A 15,635-nucleotide genomic window follows, 5' to 3' on the forward strand; every position below is an offset into this window, starting at 1 on the left:
TATATCAACAAATATAAAAGGCTTTTATCTATTTGTTTTAAGAAAAAATTGAAGTAATTATGCCTGACCCTTCACTCTGTCCAGATCGGCGAGTAGACGAAGGTAACTCACCATAACGGCGTTTGTACTCTTGAGAAAAACGGCCTAAATGGGTAAATCCCCATTTAAATGCAACGTCAGTGACAGATAGATTTTCATTGTGCATGAGCTCTAAATGGGCTTGTTCAAAACGTAATTCTTTTAAATAAGACATTGGGGTTGTCCCCAAATAATTTTTAAAACCAGTAAATAGGGTTCTTACGCTCACGCCTGCATGCTCGGCCAGAATTTCGACATTAAGCGGCTCATGCAAATGTTCTTTAATATAGGCTTCTGTACGCTTCACGAAATAAGGAGATACCGTTTTTTCTTTATAATGATCAAGCTTATGTAATGCATTGTTGGGTTGACCATAAATCAGTGCATTAAATAGATTTGACTCAAATTGTTTAAAGGCTAATGGATGATGGAGCGGGTGCTGATCACATGCTAAAGCATCCATCAATGTTCTAACGAGCTGTAAAAAATAGGCTCCACCTTGGGTAGAAAAATCTAATTTAGGGTCAAAAACGAGTAAGTTATTCTCTGAATCCGCAATGTGTTGACGGCAATGGTAAGTAAAATCATCCTTTGACACTTTTAGAATAAGCTGGGGTGAGTTCGCATGCCAGCGCATACGTAAAGATTGCTGAGGTGAAATAAGAGAGGCAACTTGATAATAAGAAATAAACTTTTGTGAACCAAACTCGATTTCTGCGTAGCCTTGAGTTGGAATTTGAATTAAGTAAAAGTTATCCAGATGATCTGGTTCAATAATGACATCTGCGCCATATTCTAAGCGACTAATAGACAATGCGCCTGTTTTAACATGGTGCATAGTTGCACTGAAATCTCGCTTCTGATGAGAGATTTTAAGATCATGCGGTTTAAAAATTTGGCCTACATTTCGGCAGGTTTCGCTTAAATCGTGGTGATCGAACACCAAATTATGATCAGTAAAGATCGGCTCATTTTGAAAATGACGTCCATTGAGTTCGTGGGAGTTGGCTTGGTTCATATTTATCCCTTTTGGCTCACTCCTGTATTTACCTATGTTGCAAAAGCTTTAAACTTTCACTGTGCAATAAGTAAATACGGCACTTAAAAATTAAGTTAAGCGTAAAATACAATGAGATATAAGCAAGATATAGACCAATCTAACCGCTAGTTATTGGGATTTTCTCAAATTTTTAAGTCGGATTTTTTCCATCAATTTAATACATTCGAGAAATAGAATAGGGGGATATAAAAGGTGCTATAACTTAATCTCATCATGATCTTATTCCTTAAGATCTATCAAAATTTATAACAAATCCATGCGAACTGGTCAATTTATTTTGTCGGAATTCATTATTTTATATTATTGATATATAAAAGCTTTTAATTTAAATGCAAAAATTCAATATACCCCTTATAAGAGTATATTGAATCATTTCAGGTTTAGTAGTTTTTAAGCTATTTATACTTTTAGCGTGAGGTATTGCTCTGTAAAAATTTCTCGCTGTAGATACGGTAGTTTTGCAAAGCTTGTTCATCTAACCAATTTTTAACGGCTTCAATCATTGGCGGTGGGCCACATAAATACATATCAAAAGCTTGCTCGGCCAGTTGATCTTTATTTAAGTGCTCATGGATATAACCGGCTTTACCTTGCCAAGTTTCCGTTGCCTTAGTCACAATCGGGTGATAGCTAAAGTTGGGTAGCTGTTCTGCATAGGCCTGTAAACGCTGTTGTTCACACAAGTCGGTTTCACTATTTACGCCGTAGTACAACTGAACTGCAGGTGAGTTAGGCTGATCAATCAAGTTATCAAGCATTCCCAAGAAAGCTGATAAGCCAGTTCCACCTGCCACAAAAACCAATGGTCGTTCTACTTCACGTAAATAGAAACTACCAAGCGGTGCTTCAATAAGTAAGCTTTGTCCAACCTGACAACGGTCACGCAGGTAATTACTCATCACACCGTCTGGTAAGAGACGAATTAAAAATTGTAATTGATTGGTCGCATTTGGTCTATTTGCAAAAGAATAAGAACGCCAGTCTTCAGTATCCGGTATTTGCAAACGAGCGTATTGACCTGGCAAAAACTGAAGTTGTTCAGCATGACTGCTTGCATCAAGATGTAAAATTGCTGTTGTTTCTGAAACCAGCTCAACCGCAGTCACTTTGGTTTCAATTTTTAAGGTATCTCCAGCATTGCAAATAGCAGAATCATGATCGAAATAAAAAGCTGCATCTGATTTTACACGCGTCTGGCAAGCTAACATTTTTCGCTCGGCCAAATCACGTTCACTTAATGCATCTTCATCGACATATTCTTGCTCATAAATGCCGGTTTCACACTGTCCCTGACAGGTACCACAAACACCTTCGCGGCAGTCTAACGGCAAGTTAATTCCTTGACGAACTGCCGCATCAAGCAACAATTCGTCGTTATTTACCGAAATGAAAAAGGTTTTGCCATCGGCAAAGTTAAGTGCAACTGAATGTCCCATTTTCATTCCCCTTAAACGTGATAGAAGTCTAAAACGGAATCAATTTTGTCATTCAGCAAAATGCTGTGCTGACGACGAATACGGAAACTATCTGCTGTTTGGCGTAAAAGATAAGTAGCGTGTCCGTAAAAACAGCCTTCTAAACCTTGACGGTTATAAAGCGTTTGCCATGCAACTTTTGCTTCGATAAGACCATCTTCCAGTGTTTTAACTCGAATGTTGTTTATGCTGTGCAAAGTACGTGGTAACGGCGTTGCAGAGGCTGCTTTTCCGGTACGAATACGGAATACACGGTCTTCAAGGCCTGTACGGTCCGCATAATAAATATAAGATAAGCCCTGATTTGGATCTTGAACATAGTTATGGTCATCAATCCACTGTGGAATATGATATTCACTATCTTCATCGTAAAGCTCTAGGTAGGCATCCCAGTCATAAGCATCACAAAGTTCTGCTTTTTTGTACAAAAACTGAGATACAGCAAAATGTAGTTCTTGTGACATGGTTACACCTCATCCATTACGGCATTATTTTCAAAAGTAATATCCTGCATTTTCAAGGCTTTCTTGTTTAAGCCGTCGAGCATGAGACGTTGCCAGTGTCCATGCTGGTTTACATACAGTCCTTCATGGGTAAACTCTCGGCCAGTAATGACGGGTTGAATACCTAAATCTTGTGAGTTTTTGGTCGCGCCATATTCCCAAGACTGACAACCACGCGAAATATCGCTCCAACGTTCCAGCCGTGCCTGAAAACCTTTTTGCTGTTCACGGAATTCAACTAAATCGTCTGGTGTACCAAGGCCCGACACATTAAAGAAATCTTCAAACTGGCGAATACGATTACGGCGTGCTTCAGCAGATTCGCCTTTAACACCAATACATTGGCTAATGACTTCAGTTTTATTCCATGCCATAGGGCGAACAATACGAAGCTGTGAGCTAATTTGATCCATAAAAAATAGGCTAGGGTACAAGTTCAAATTTCTTAAACGATGCATTGCCCATTCAGCATATTTTTCGCCGTATTTTTCAACCATATATGGCATAACTGTGCTGTAGCCCGGACGAACTGTCGGATTTGGCATGTCACTAAATAAAACACTATGACCATTCTTAAAACTAAACCAGCCATCGTCAGTTTCTGAGTCACCTGCACCCAACTTGCTATAGTCAAGTGTGTCGAGTTCGGCACCTTTTGATGCATTGACTTGCTGACGGTGTTGAACTGTAGAGACATAGTTATAGTGAACGGTACTTACATGATAACCATCTAAGCCATTTTCATTTTGTAACTTCCAGTTACCTGCAAAGGTATAAGATGACTTACCTTGTAATACTTCGAGTTCACCTGTTGGCGACTGGTTAACCATTAAATCAAGGAACAGTTTTGCATCGCCCAAAAAGTCTTCTAGGGAATCTGTTGCTTGAGTATCAAGGCTTACAAATACAAATCCACGATAGCTGGCAATACGGCCTTGTTTTAAGCCCCGGCTTGATTTATCAAAATCTTCACAGTACTCGCTAGGCGCTTTTACTTTAACCAAACGGCCATCTGATTTATAACACCAAGCATGAAACGGGCAGGTAAATGTAGATTGATTGCCTTTAGCAACGCGTGTTAAGGTCGCACCGCGGTGTTCACAAGCATTGACCATCGCGTGTAATTCGCCTTTACCATCACGGCTTACAATAATCGGTTGGCGGCCAATTTGAACGGTTAGGAAATCATGATTGTTTGGAATTTCACTTTCGTGACATGCGTAAATCCAAACCTTTTCAAAAATAAATTCCATTTCTAAGTCAAATAGTTCTGGCTCGGTAAACATGTCGCGTGCAATACGGAACACGCCATCGTTAGGACGGAAGTCGATACATCCATCTATAAAATCATTCCATTGTTTTAAATTAGATGAGGTCATTTACTCAATCCTCCAATCAATCAGCTTTTAACTGATTGAACCGCGATTAAGCATTGCTCTCTATCCGTTTTTTCCAGATCTTTATCCACTTTGTGCAGATTTGATTTTTTAAATGAACTCTTTTGAAGAAAGAGTAGAGATTTAAATTTGTATGTGTTTTAAGCTATTAAAGTTCCTTATAATTAATGAACATAAAATGAAATTTTGTGAACTAAGTCTATGAAAGAACAAAACTTAAAATTACAAATTAGAATTCTTTTAGAGCAAAACATTGCATTTGGTCCGGGTAAGGCGGACTTACTTGAAGCAATTGCGAGAACTGGTTCAATCTCACAAGCTGCAAAATCTATGAATATGAGCTACCGCCGTGCATGGCAATTGGTCGATACAATGAATCAATGCTTTGAAACAGCTTTAGTAGAAACACAAACAGGCGGAACACATGGTGGTGGGGCAGCTGTCACAGCTTTGGGCCAGAAAGTCTTACAACATTACCGCCAAATGGAAATCAATGCTCGACAAGCCTTAGAACATGATTATCAAATTATGAGTAGCTATTTAAAAGGTTAAGATAAAAGATTGTTTAGGTATGAAATCTTTTAATTTGGTATAGCTTTTGCTTAATTCAAATTACGTGCTGAAAAAGCACTGCTGCATTCCAGACATCTATAGTTAATGAATTATGCTTTTCATAATCTTCATGTAGCGCTATATTCTTGGGTATATATCGCTGTAAAAACGACAAAAAGGTAAAAATAATGGTAAGTGATACAAAGATAAAAAAATTGGCTTTAGCCTGTTCAGTCCTCAGCATCGGATTGGTCTTTAATATCTCAGCCAAGGCTGAATCAGTTACTGTTTATGCAGCAGCAAGTTTAACGAATGCAATTAACGATTTAGAAAAAATTTACGAAAAACAGAATAAAGTAGAAGTTAAAACTTCGTATGCAGGATCATCAACCTTAGCTAAACAAATTGAAGCTGGAGCACCAGCTGATATTTTTATTTCAGCAGATACCCAGTGGATGGATTATCTACAAAACAAAAAACGAGTTGCAGCAAAAGACCGTATAAATTTATTAGGTAACCGTTTGGTGCTAATTACCCCTAAAGGGCAATCATTAAACATAAAACTAGATAAAACGACCGATCCCAATAGAGTGTTTACAGGAAAGATTTGTACAGGAGATACCAAAAGTGTGCCTGTAGGCAAATATGCTAAACAAGCTTTTACTAATTTAGGTTGGTGGAATCGTATTGAGCCAAAGTTAGTTGAAACAGAAGATGTTCGAGCTGCTTTAAACTTTGTTGCGCGTGGTGAATGTCAGGTCGGTATTGTCTATGCAACCGATGCTGCGATTAGTAAAGACGTGAAGGTAGCAGGCATATTTCCGGAAAATACGCATTCACCAATTATTTATCCTGTAGGGATGATTAAAAAGAACTCAAACACAGCAAAGTTCTATCAATTTTTACAAAGCAACCAAGCCAAAGCTGTCTTTAAAAAATATGGCTTTAATATGTTGGCTCCAGTCAAGCCATGATGTTTTCTCTAACCCCAGAAGAGCTCAGCGTTCTGCAACTTTCTTGTAAGGTGGCAGCGAGTTGTCTTGTGGTTAGTATTATTCCTGCAATTTGTGTGGGATGGTTTCTGGCACGTAAAGAGTTTTGGGGTAAGTCATTCATTGAAACATTGGTGTTTTTACCTTTAGTACTACCGCCAGTAGTTCCTGGTTATTTGCTTTTACAAGTTTTTGGGAGCCGCGGCATTATTGGGCAATATTTGGCCCCACTCGGAATTGATTTTGCATTTAACTGGAAAGGCGCCGTTCTTGCTTCGGCAGTGATGGGTTTTCCGCTTTTGGTGCAATCTATTCGTCTAGCGATTGAACTGGTCGATCAGCGTTTAGAAATAGCAGCAAAGACATTAGGAGCTTCATCTTTAGGGGCATTTTTTCATGTCACTTTGCCTCTTGCCAGCAGTGGCATTTTAATTGGTGCTATTTTATGTTTTTGCCGCAGTTTAGGGGAGTTTGGGGCCACCATTACCTTTGTGGGTAATATTTCAAATGAAACACGGACTTTGCCTCTAGCCATGTATAGCTTAATGCAACAACCCGATACAGAAGCTGCTATTCAAAGGCTTATTGTTTTATCGTTAAGTGTAGCTTTTCTGGCATTATGGTTTGCGCAGTGGTTTCATCGTGATCAAAAGAAGCGTTTAGGGCGGTAAAATTATGTTGATTGATTGCCGTTTTGAGCTACACATGGGCCAATTTCATATTGAGCCTAGTTTCCAGTCAGATGCTGCTGTTATTGGCTTATTTGGTGCCTCTGGGTCAGGTAAAACGTCCATTTTACATGCCATTGCAGGGCTGAACACTCCGCGTAGTGGGCTTATTAAAATACAGGATCAAACGTGGTTTGATTCAAATCAAAAAATTAATGTCAGCACGCAAAAACGGCATGTTGGATTGGTTTTTCAAGATGCTCAGCTTTTTCCGCATAAAACAGTCAAGCAAAATTTATTATTTGGTTTTCAGCATCTTTCCCAACAAGAACGTCACTTTGAAGCAGATTACATTATTGAATTATTAAAGTTAGATCATTTATTACAACGTATGCCTATCAAACTTTCTGGTGGAGAAAAGCAGCGCGTGGCACTAGGTCGAGCATTGTTATATTCACCTAAACTGTTACTGCTTGATGAACCTTTATCAGCATTAGATGCGAATCATAAAGCTGAAATTATTCCTTTTTTTCAGAAAGTAAAAGAGGAAATTAAAATTCCGATGATTTATGTAAGTCATGATATTCAAGAGATTAAACAACTGACCGAAACAATGTGGATTTTATAATTTTTCATTTTTTATACGCATTTCCAAACTTACGAGAGTCGGAGTTATAGAGAACTCATTCTGAGCCTGCGGGAGATTGAAGCCTAAAAAGTTACTAGGTTTGATAAACCATAAATCTGATTTTAGTCGAATAAATCAAAACCTGTCTTATTGAAAATGATTATTAATAACAAAATATTCTTGACCTTTAAATTTTATAAACTACGTATAAAACAATATTTTAGCTTGTAATTTTAAGCTGTAACTCATTTGTATCAGATCATAATTTGAACTTTTATATCCATTTGCTCTTGATAAGAATGATAATTATTTGCAATTATATTTATAGATTTCTTTATAATATAAATTGGAGTATTAACATGCGCTCTACCATCGTGGTCACAGGTGCTGCAAGAGGGATAGGAGCAGCTATCGCCAAGCAACTACTAGATCAGGGGTATCATGTTATTGGTATTGACTGTCAAAAAAATCCTGAACAATGGGATATCAGTAAAACAATGACGTCAGATCAATCTTCACAATGGCAAGGCATCTCACAAGACATTACCCATCAACAAGAAACACAAACTTTAATTTCAGAGCTGTTAGAAAAATACGAAATTACGGGGTTAGTAAATGCAGCAGGAGTATTAATTATGCGCTCCATGCTTGAAGCAAAAACGGAAGATTGGGAAACACTTTTTGCGGTCAATGTCATGGCGCCTATCGCGATCAGCCAACAAGTTGCTAAACATTTTTGTGCAAAAAGGCGGGGTAGCATTGTCACTATTAGTTCAAATAGTGCGCGTATGCCACGTATGCAACTTGGTATGTACGCCACCACTAAGGCTGCACTAAGTCATTTTTGTCGCAATCTGGCACTTGAAATCGCCCCTTATCAAGTCAGGCTGAATATCGTTTCACCTGGATCTACTCTCACTCAAATGCAGCAACAACTCTGGACAGATAATGCACCTCCACCTGCAGTAATTGATGGTGATTTGAGCCAGTATCGAACAGGAATTCCATTAAGAAAACTCGCGCAACCAGATGATATTGCCAATACCGTGAGCTTTTTACTTTCGGACCGAGCGGCCCAAATTACTATGCAAGAAATAGTGGTAGATGGAGGAGCTACACTTGGGGTTTAAAGCTTACTTCAGCACAACAATACACTGAAATTAAAGAACAAATATTTTTAAAGATAGAAAAGGAAAATACCAATGAGTATTCCAAAGATTGCAAGTTACAGCATGCCCCAAGCGCACGAATTTACTCCAAACAAAACAAATTGGCCATTGCATACCAGTCGTGCTGTTTTATTGGTTCATGATATGCAGCAATATTTTTTAGATTTCTATGATCTAACCCAAGAACCTATTCCAGAACTAATTCAAAACACCAAGGCATTAATTGATGCTGCTCGCCAGTCTAATATTCCTGTTGTTTATACAGCACAACCTGGCAACCAATCACATGAATATCGGCAGTTATTAACCGACTTTTGGGGGCCTGGTTTAAAGGATGAGCCAAACATCACACAGATTTTTCCGAAAATTTCACCTCAAAAAAATGATACGGTGCTTACTAAGTGGAGATATAGTGTTTTTAAATTTTCTCCGCTCGAACAACTCATGCGAGACTCTGGTCGCGATCAACTCATTATCTGTGGTGTATATGCACATATTGGTTGTCTAATGAGTGCTGCGGAAGCATTTATGCTAAACATACAGCCATTTTTATGCGGTGATGCGCTGGCTGACTTTAGCAGAGAAGAGCACGATATGGCATTAAAATATGCCAGTACGCGATGTGCTCAAGTCATGACAACACAACAAGTAATCCAAGCATGGATACAAGAATAAGATGCACTACCTCTAGAATAAAAATCATTTAACTTTCTGTATTTAAGATATAAAGAGCAGGTCATTGATCTGCTTTTTATATAGGTCGAAATGAATACTTATAATAGAGGATGGATGCAATTCATCATTATTTAATCAATAAAATATAATGGTTATCATTATGTATTTGATAATTACTTAATATTGAATATTAAAACTTATGTGTATATGATACACCGTTAAACACAAATGATAATAATTATCATATGTTAACCATTATACAAAATAATGTTGAAGAGTGACATTAATGAAGAGGGTCGCCATATGGTTCAGTTCAAGAATGCATCTAGTCGCAAAGTGCGTACATGTAGAAAGCAAAGAGAGGGATAATATGGGAGTTATTTTAAAACGTAATAATTAGCTCAGAGCTTATTTATAGGGTAGTAAGTTCTAATTTATAGATCAAATCATTTCCATAATTTTCAGGTAAATATAGTCAAAATAATTTTAAAAAATTCCTATATTTCTAGACATTAAGGTTCAGTAAGATGACGACAATATCAAAATCATTATTAAATGGATTACCGATAAAAAAATCGAGGGTACAAGTTTTTGAGATTTTAAATCAGAACCCACAAGGCTTAAGCGCGGTAAGTATCTATGCGCAAATTAAAAATGAACATAAAATTACGTTAGGTACCATTTATCGAATTTTATCTGAGTTTGAAAACCGTAAAATCATCAAAAGGGTGTTTTTAGGAAAAAGTAAAAGTATTTATAAGCTTAGAAAAGACAAGATGAGCTGTAACCTCATTTCGCTCAAAACCTCTGAAGCATTAAACTTTGAAAATGAGAAAGTTAAAGAATTACTTCATGAGGTTACGGATATTATTTTTGCAAACACCGGAGTCGACATTAGTAGTGTTGAACTTAATCTTTATACCGAATAAAAATCTTTTAAACTGTTATAAAAATAAAGGACAGCTTCGTACTGTCCTTCTTAAATGAGTTATTTAATGACTTTAATACGAGTCGTAGCCGGAATAATTAACGGTGAGTTCTTAGCAACATAGCTTTCAAGCGCATCGATATCTTGACCACCACCGACACGGTTTTGACCTTCTTTTAACACCGTGAAGTTGTCACCACCATCTGCCAAGAAGCTATTTACCGTCACACGGTATACTTTAGTGTCAACTAATGGTGAACCAGAAACCATGATGTTACTTGCTCGTGGTGAAACAGATGTATTTGCCGCATATTGATAACTCAACTCTTTAGACGGCTGTAAAATTCTAGGCGAATTTGCATTTGCACCAGACCATTGCTGTTCAAGCACATCTCTAATCTGTTTACCGGTTAAGCTCAAAGTCACAATCGAGTTACCGAAAGGTTGAACTGCAAAAATATCACCAAACGTAATCTGGTTATTGCTGTTAATCAGTAGGTCAGCACGTACACCGCCCGGGTTCATTAACGTAAAATCCGAACCTTGATTACTTGCTTGAAGAGCGGCAGCTTGCTGTGCATCAGCAATCATATCACCTAGTGGGCTTTCACCACTTTCGACTTGTGTACGGCTCACAACGGCAGTAGAAGTTCCAACAACACGTCCAGAAATTGTGGTTACTGCTTGACGGTATTTATCTAAAATCGCTTCGATACTTGGCGTTTTACTAAATTTTTGATAGAGGTCTGTCAGACTTACAGTGGTTGTACCCGAAGTATAGGCCTCACTTTGAACCGGAATTTGTTTAGCATCCTTTTTAATGATATCGCCAGTTTTACCATCCAACTCCACCTTAATATCGGTAATAAGCGTGCCGTATTGGCCAGCTGAGGTTAGTAAAAACGGTTTAGCCGGATTCTTGGTTGCATAATCACAAATATAAGACTGATGTGTATGCCCCGAAACAACAATATCAACTGCCGGATTTAACCGATCTAAAATACCTAAAATTGGTCCACTTAAGCCATCACATGTTTTTTGATTGAGTTTCGTACTTGGCGCTGCACCTTCATGGACAACGACAACAATGGCTTCAATACCTTGTTTTTGGAGTTCAGGAATTAACGCATTTACCGTATCCGCTTCATCACGGAATTCAACATCCTTAATACCCGCCGCTGAAACAATACTTGGAGTCGCTTTAAGTGTTAAACCAATAAAAGCTACAGGAATCCCGCCATAAGTTTTGACTTTATAGGCAGGAAAAATCGTTTTACTTGTATCATTTTTCATTGCCACGTTAGCTGCAAGGAAATTGAATTTTGCGCCGCTAAAGTTTTTATTAATTTGGCATGGGGCAGTGCTGGTATATTGTTGACAACCGCCATTTTGTAAACGACGCAATTCATCTGTACCACGGTCAAACTCATGATTTCCAACCGCATTAAAGTCAATTTGAATATCATTCATGACTTCAATAGTAGGCTCATCTAGAAATAACGAAGAAGTGAGTGGGGAAGCACTAATTAAGTCACCTGCTGACACAACAGCATTATTGGGATTTTGAGCTTTAAGTTTCTTAATTGCATCTGCAAAGTAACTCACACCACCGACAGGAATACGTACAGTTTGAGATGCATCATTTGGATTCGCTGCTTCAACGTAACGTTTAGGTGGTTCTAAATTTCCATGAAAGTCATTGAAAGCTAAAATATTTACGGTTTGGTTACTTCGCGGTGCTGGTGTGCTTGAATCATTGTCATCGTTATCATTACAGCCTACCAATAAGGCCATTGCCAGACATAAAGATGTTGTTTTAAATAGTATGTTTAAAGTCGTCATTTTTTTATCAATTGATGAATTAAGATGCATAAAAAATACGCATAGAGTATGAATATTTGATGAAAATTGAAACTGAATCGAAATAGAATAATCTTTAAAAAATTAATGTTAAGATGATGGTAGATATGGATGACTAGAAGGAAGTAAATAAGGCAAAAATAAATATTAATTTTAAGGTTTTCATAAAAAATTCATGAATTTGCAATAAAGCAGTTACAAAATGTCCGGTGGATAAAATCGGTTATATATTAATAAATTAATCTTTTTTATTCATTTTAACTTTTTTACCCAGTATAAGAGTCAAGAATGACATCATTGCCCACTTTAGCTAGCTCAAACCAGCACAATTTAGAAACATATCTTAATAGAGAACTCTCTTTATTAGAGTTTCATAAACGGGTGCTTGCTCAAGCCAAAGATATAGAACACCCATTACTGGAACGTTTGAATTTTTTAATTATTTTTTCGCGTAATCTGGATGAGTTTTTTGAAATTCGTGTGGCAAGTTTAATCCAGAAAATTAGCTTAATGAGTCAGGCAACCGGACCAGAAGGTTTACCGTTAGTAGAAGTATTAAAGCAAATTTCAAAAAATGCTCATGAGGCGGTTGAAGAGCAATATAAAATCTTAAACTATACTTTGTTACCGCAACTCCAAGGCTATGGCGTTCATTTTATTCAGCACGGCGATATATTAGAAAAGCATAAAGAATGGATTAAAGAGTATTTTTTTAAAGAAGTACAACCTGTAGTTACGCCAATCAGTCTAGACCCAGCACATCCATTTCCAAGGCTGGTCAATAAAAGTCTAAACTTCATTGTAACTTTAGAAGGTAAAGACGCTTTTGGACGTCAAATTGATTTAGCTATTGTGCCGGCACCGCGTTCGTTACCAAGGCTTGTTAAAATTCCAGAACATATTTCTGGCGGTGCAGAGCATTACATTCTGCTCTCGGCCATTATCCATCAACATATTTCGGATTTATTTCCGGGTATGAAAGCGACGGGCTGTCATCAATTTCGTGTAACTCGAAATGCCGATTTAACCGTTTCTGAAGATGTAGAAGATTTGGCTGCTGCTTTAAAAGGCGAATTATCTTCACGCCGTTTTGGCCAAGCAGTTCGTTTGGAAGTAGCAAAAAAATGTCCTGAAGAAATTGCTAACTATTTATTAGAGCAATTCGATTTAGATGCAGAACATCTTTACTACGTCGATGGCCCCGTTAATTTAGCCCGTTTTATCTCAAACTTTGATTTACCAGAGTTACGCTATAAACCATATCAACAAGTTTTGCCTCAGCTTTTATACACTAAAAAACCGATTTTTGATGTGTTAAAAGCAGGAGATGTTCTACTTCATCATCCATTTGATTCTTTTGCACCTGTTATCAAGTTCCTTCGGGAAGCTGCACAAGATCCAAATGTTTTAGCAATTAAACAAACCTTATACCGTAGTGGTGCCAACTCGGAAATCGTACAGCTACTCGCAGAAGCTGCGCGTAATGGTAAAGAAGTGACCGCGGTTATTGAGTTGCGGGCACGTTTTGATGAAGAATCAAATATTGAAGTTGCTAACGTTTTGCAAGAAGCTGGCGCAGTCGTGGTGTATGGCATTGTTGGCTATAAAACTCATGCTAAAATGATTTTAGTGGTCCGCCGTGAACAAGATAAAATCAAAAGATATGTGCATTTAGGTACAGGTAACTATCATGCAGTGAATGCCAAAATCTATACCGATTTTGGTTTGCTGACCAATGATGCGGAAATTTGTGAAGACGTCCATAAAATTTTCCAAGAACTGACCGGTATGGGCAAAATGGCAAAGCTTAAAAAACTTTTTCATGCGCCATTTACCTTACATTCTCAGCTGTTAGAACTTATTGAACAAGAAATTAAAAATAGCCTTGCTGGTAAAAAAGCACACATCATCATTAAAGTGAATGCGCTTACTGAACCACAGCTCATCAGCGCGCTTTATAAAGCATCACAAGCTGGTGTAAAAATTGATTTAATTATTCGTTCAATTTGCTGCTTGAGACCACAAGTTGCAGGACTTTCAGAGAATATTCGAGTACGTTCAATCGTTGGTCGTTATTTGGAGCATACGCGGGTTTACTATTTTTATAATGATGGCGATACAAAAGTTTATTGTGCAAGTGCAGACTGGATGGAACGTAATTTGTTCTCTCGTATTGAAACCTGCTTCCCAATTGAAAATAAAAAATTAAAGAAACAAGTCATTGAAGATGGCCTAAACAACTATTTGAAAGACAATCGTCAAGCATGGGAATTACGAGCTGATGGAACTTGGGTGCAATGTCATCCTAAGCCGGAAGAAGAACTTTATATTGCACAGCAACACTTGATGAACTTAGCTGGGTAAGGCATAAGTCATAACAGAACATTGACCTGTTATGACTTTTCAAATGCTTTTGAAAGATCAGGATTTATTAAAATTTGGACAAAAAACACAATTATCGAACAATATCTTGTTCCGAGCTTATCTACAAACGTGGCATTTTTAATTAGAATAAATTTTTAATTGCCTTATGAGATTTAATCAAGTGATTCATTTCACGAGATTAATACTGACTGGAGTAAAATTTATGCAATGGACAAAACCAGCTTTCACTGATTTACGTATTGGTTTTGAAGTAACAATGTACTTTGAAGCACGTTAATCATTTCTATTCAAATCTGTCATAAGCCCTAGTCTTGTTCTAGGGCTTATGTCTTTCTAATAAGATATTAATTTTATGCATATTTATATTTTAGGTTCAGCAGCTGGAGGCGGTTTCCCTCAGTGGAACTGTAATTGTCCTAATTGTCATGGTGTTCGTACAGGTACGATTAATGCCAAAGTGCGTACTCAATCTTCAATTGCAATTTCAGAAAACGGCGTAGACTGGATTTTATTAAACGCATCACCAGATATCCGTCAACAATTATTTGATTTTAAAGCGGCTCAACCAGCGCGAAAATTACGTGATACTGGTATTACCAATGTTATTTTAATGGATAGCCAACTTGACCATACCACTGGACTTTTAACTTTACGTGAAGGCTGTCCAATGAATGTGTGGTGTACTGAAATGGTCTATCAAGATCTCACCACGGGTTTTCCGGTATTCAATATGCTGAAACACTGGAATGGTGGTCTTCAATATCACCAAATTGATCCTAAACAAGCTTTTAAAATTGATGGTTTCGAAAATTTAGAATTTTTGCCTTTAATTATTCAAAGCGCGGCGCCGCCATACTCGCCACATCGCCATGACCCGCATGAGGGCGACAATATTGCCTTAATCATCAAAGATCATAAAACACAAAAACAGTTGTTTTATGCGCCAGGGCTTGGAAAGATTGACGATCAAATCATGCAGATTATGCAAGATTCTGACTGCGTCATGATTGATGGCACACTATGGACAGATGATGAAATGCAGCAAACCGGTGTAGGGAAAAAAACTGGCCGTGAAATGGGGCATTTATACATTAGTGGTGAAGGCGGTTCGTTATCTTACTTAAACCAACTCAGTACACCAAAGAAAGTGCTAATTCATATTAATAATACCAATCCGATTTTAAATGAAGACTCTGCTCAATTTGCTGAACTAAAAGCAAATGATGTAGAAGTTGCCTTTGATGGCATGCAAATTGAACTCTAAG

General features: G+C 37.6%; 15 protein-coding genes. 10 read left to right on the forward strand and 5 right to left on the reverse strand.

Translation table 11 applies throughout. The annotated features are described in order from the left end of the window. Window positions 1-37: 37 nt before the first annotated feature. From MKL62_RS11930 to antA, 4 genes are all read right to left on the reverse strand, one after another. On the reverse strand, window positions 38-1,096 hold the full coding sequence (locus tag MKL62_RS11930; protein ID WP_005128688.1) for an AraC family transcriptional regulator: 1,059 nt from the start codon (window positions 1,094-1,096) through the stop codon (window positions 38-40). A gap of 449 nt (window positions 1,097-1,545) precedes the next feature. Next, window positions 1,546-2,580, reverse strand: a complete 1,035-nt coding sequence (antC, locus tag MKL62_RS11935) for an anthranilate 1,2-dioxygenase electron transfer component AntC (RefSeq protein ID WP_109850647.1) — start codon at window positions 2,578-2,580, stop codon at window positions 1,546-1,548. 5 nt (window positions 2,581-2,585) lie between these two features. Next, the gene (gene antB / locus MKL62_RS11940; protein WP_000076814.1) at window positions 2,586-3,077 is read right to left on the reverse strand and encodes an anthranilate 1,2-dioxygenase small subunit; all 492 of its coding nucleotides are present in this window, start codon (window positions 3,075-3,077) and stop codon (window positions 2,586-2,588) included. Between the two features lie 2 nt (window positions 3,078-3,079). Then, on the reverse strand, window positions 3,080-4,495 hold the full coding sequence (gene antA, locus MKL62_RS11945) for an anthranilate 1,2-dioxygenase large subunit (RefSeq protein WP_005128684.1): 1,416 nt from the start codon (window positions 4,493-4,495) through the stop codon (window positions 3,080-3,082). Window positions 4,496-4,714: 219 nt separating this feature from the next. Here antA and MKL62_RS11950 point away from each other — a divergent pair, with 219 nt between their 5' ends. The 7 genes from MKL62_RS11950 to MKL62_RS11980 all read left to right on the forward strand — a co-directional run bounded on the left by MKL62_RS11950 (window position 4,715) and on the right by MKL62_RS11980 (window position 10,126). Next, a complete protein-coding gene (locus MKL62_RS11950) occupies window positions 4,715-5,065 on the forward strand; it encodes a winged helix-turn-helix domain-containing protein (protein WP_000664116.1) in 351 nt (116 codons plus the stop codon). A gap of 188 nt (window positions 5,066-5,253) precedes the next feature. Beyond that, window positions 5,254-6,039 carry a molybdate ABC transporter substrate-binding protein gene (modA, locus tag MKL62_RS11955; RefSeq protein WP_005128683.1) on the forward strand — a complete coding sequence of 262 codons (786 nt, stop codon included), beginning with the start codon at window positions 5,254-5,256 and terminating at the stop codon, window positions 6,037-6,039. After that, the gene (gene modB / locus MKL62_RS11960) at window positions 6,036-6,728 is read left to right on the forward strand and encodes a molybdate ABC transporter permease subunit (RefSeq protein WP_005128682.1); all 693 of its coding nucleotides are present in this window, start codon (window positions 6,036-6,038) and stop codon (window positions 6,726-6,728) included. The genes modA and modB overlap by 4 nt, the downstream gene beginning before the upstream one ends. A 4-nt stretch (window positions 6,729-6,732) precedes the next feature. After that, a complete protein-coding gene (locus tag MKL62_RS11965) occupies window positions 6,733-7,353 on the forward strand; it encodes an ATP-binding cassette domain-containing protein (protein WP_025470041.1) in 621 nt (206 codons plus the stop codon). A 359-nt stretch (window positions 7,354-7,712) separates the two neighbouring features. After that, window positions 7,713-8,483, forward strand: a complete 771-nt coding sequence (locus MKL62_RS11970; protein ID WP_001257949.1) for an SDR family oxidoreductase — start codon at window positions 7,713-7,715, stop codon at window positions 8,481-8,483. Between the two features lie 72 nt (window positions 8,484-8,555). Then, window positions 8,556-9,197, forward strand: a complete 642-nt coding sequence (locus MKL62_RS11975; RefSeq protein WP_005128680.1) for an isochorismatase family protein — start codon at window positions 8,556-8,558, stop codon at window positions 9,195-9,197. Window positions 9,198-9,724: 527 nt separating this feature from the next. Then, window positions 9,725-10,126 (forward strand): transcriptional repressor, encoded by a 402-nt coding sequence (locus MKL62_RS11980; protein WP_000207886.1) that lies wholly within the window; start codon window positions 9,725-9,727, stop codon window positions 10,124-10,126. Window positions 10,127-10,185: 59 nt separating this feature from the next. On the opposite strand, the gene MKL62_RS11985 is transcribed toward MKL62_RS11980, so the two are convergent. Beyond that, window positions 10,186-11,967 carry a bifunctional metallophosphatase/5'-nucleotidase gene (locus MKL62_RS11985; RefSeq protein ID WP_031945815.1) on the reverse strand — a complete coding sequence of 594 codons (1,782 nt, stop codon included), beginning with the start codon at window positions 11,965-11,967 and terminating at the stop codon, window positions 10,186-10,188. A gap of 306 nt (window positions 11,968-12,273) precedes the next feature. Between MKL62_RS11985 and ppk1 the strand changes: the two genes are divergently transcribed. The 3 genes from ppk1 to pqqB all read left to right on the forward strand — a co-directional run bounded on the left by ppk1 (window position 12,274) and on the right by pqqB (window position 15,634). After that, a complete protein-coding gene (gene ppk1, locus MKL62_RS11990) occupies window positions 12,274-14,349 on the forward strand; it encodes a polyphosphate kinase 1 (protein WP_005128678.1) in 2,076 nt (691 codons plus the stop codon). Window positions 14,350-14,572: 223 nt separating this feature from the next. Beyond that, window positions 14,573-14,647 carry a pyrroloquinoline quinone precursor peptide PqqA gene (pqqA, locus tag MKL62_RS11995; RefSeq protein WP_001982218.1) on the forward strand — a complete coding sequence of 25 codons (75 nt, stop codon included), beginning with the start codon at window positions 14,573-14,575 and terminating at the stop codon, window positions 14,645-14,647. A 75-nt stretch (window positions 14,648-14,722) separates the two neighbouring features. Then, on the forward strand, window positions 14,723-15,634 hold the full coding sequence (pqqB, locus tag MKL62_RS12000; protein ID WP_005128677.1) for a pyrroloquinoline quinone biosynthesis protein PqqB: 912 nt from the start codon (window positions 14,723-14,725) through the stop codon (window positions 15,632-15,634). Window position 15,635 lies beyond the last annotated feature (1 nt).

The organism is Acinetobacter sp. AOR01_HL (assembly GCF_027855455.1).
Lineage (GTDB): Bacteria > Pseudomonadota > Gammaproteobacteria > Pseudomonadales > Moraxellaceae > Acinetobacter > Acinetobacter baumannii.

Excerpts from the sequence above, each read along its gene's own strand:
- MKL62_RS11930 (WP_005128688.1), bottom strand. The coding sequence starts at position 1,096 with ATGAACCAAGCCAACTCCCACGAACTCAATGGACGTCATTTTCAAAAT.
- antC (WP_109850647.1), bottom strand. The coding sequence starts at position 2,580 with ATGAAAATGGGACATTCAGTTGCACTTAACTTTGCCGATGGCAAAACC.
- antB (WP_000076814.1), bottom strand. The coding sequence starts at position 3,077 with ATGTCACAAGAACTACATTTTGCTGTATCTCAGTTTTTGTACAAAAAA.
- antA (WP_005128684.1), bottom strand. The coding sequence starts at position 4,495 with ATGACCTCATCTAATTTAAAACAATGGAATGATTTTATAGATGGATGT.
- MKL62_RS11950 (WP_000664116.1), top strand. The coding sequence starts at position 4,715 with ATGAAAGAACAAAACTTAAAATTACAAATTAGAATTCTTTTAGAGCAA.
- modA (WP_005128683.1), top strand. The coding sequence starts at position 5,254 with ATGGTAAGTGATACAAAGATAAAAAAATTGGCTTTAGCCTGTTCAGTC.
- modB (WP_005128682.1), top strand. The coding sequence starts at position 6,036 with ATGATGTTTTCTCTAACCCCAGAAGAGCTCAGCGTTCTGCAACTTTCT.
- MKL62_RS11965 (WP_025470041.1), top strand. The coding sequence starts at position 6,733 with ATGTTGATTGATTGCCGTTTTGAGCTACACATGGGCCAATTTCATATT.
- MKL62_RS11970 (WP_001257949.1), top strand. The coding sequence starts at position 7,713 with ATGCGCTCTACCATCGTGGTCACAGGTGCTGCAAGAGGGATAGGAGCA.
- MKL62_RS11975 (WP_005128680.1), top strand. The coding sequence starts at position 8,556 with ATGAGTATTCCAAAGATTGCAAGTTACAGCATGCCCCAAGCGCACGAA.
- MKL62_RS11980 (WP_000207886.1), top strand. The coding sequence starts at position 9,725 with ATGACGACAATATCAAAATCATTATTAAATGGATTACCGATAAAAAAA.
- MKL62_RS11985 (WP_031945815.1), bottom strand. The coding sequence starts at position 11,967 with ATGACGACTTTAAACATACTATTTAAAACAACATCTTTATGTCTGGCA.
- ppk1 (WP_005128678.1), top strand. The coding sequence starts at position 12,274 with ATGACATCATTGCCCACTTTAGCTAGCTCAAACCAGCACAATTTAGAA.
- pqqB (WP_005128677.1), top strand. The coding sequence starts at position 14,723 with ATGCATATTTATATTTTAGGTTCAGCAGCTGGAGGCGGTTTCCCTCAG.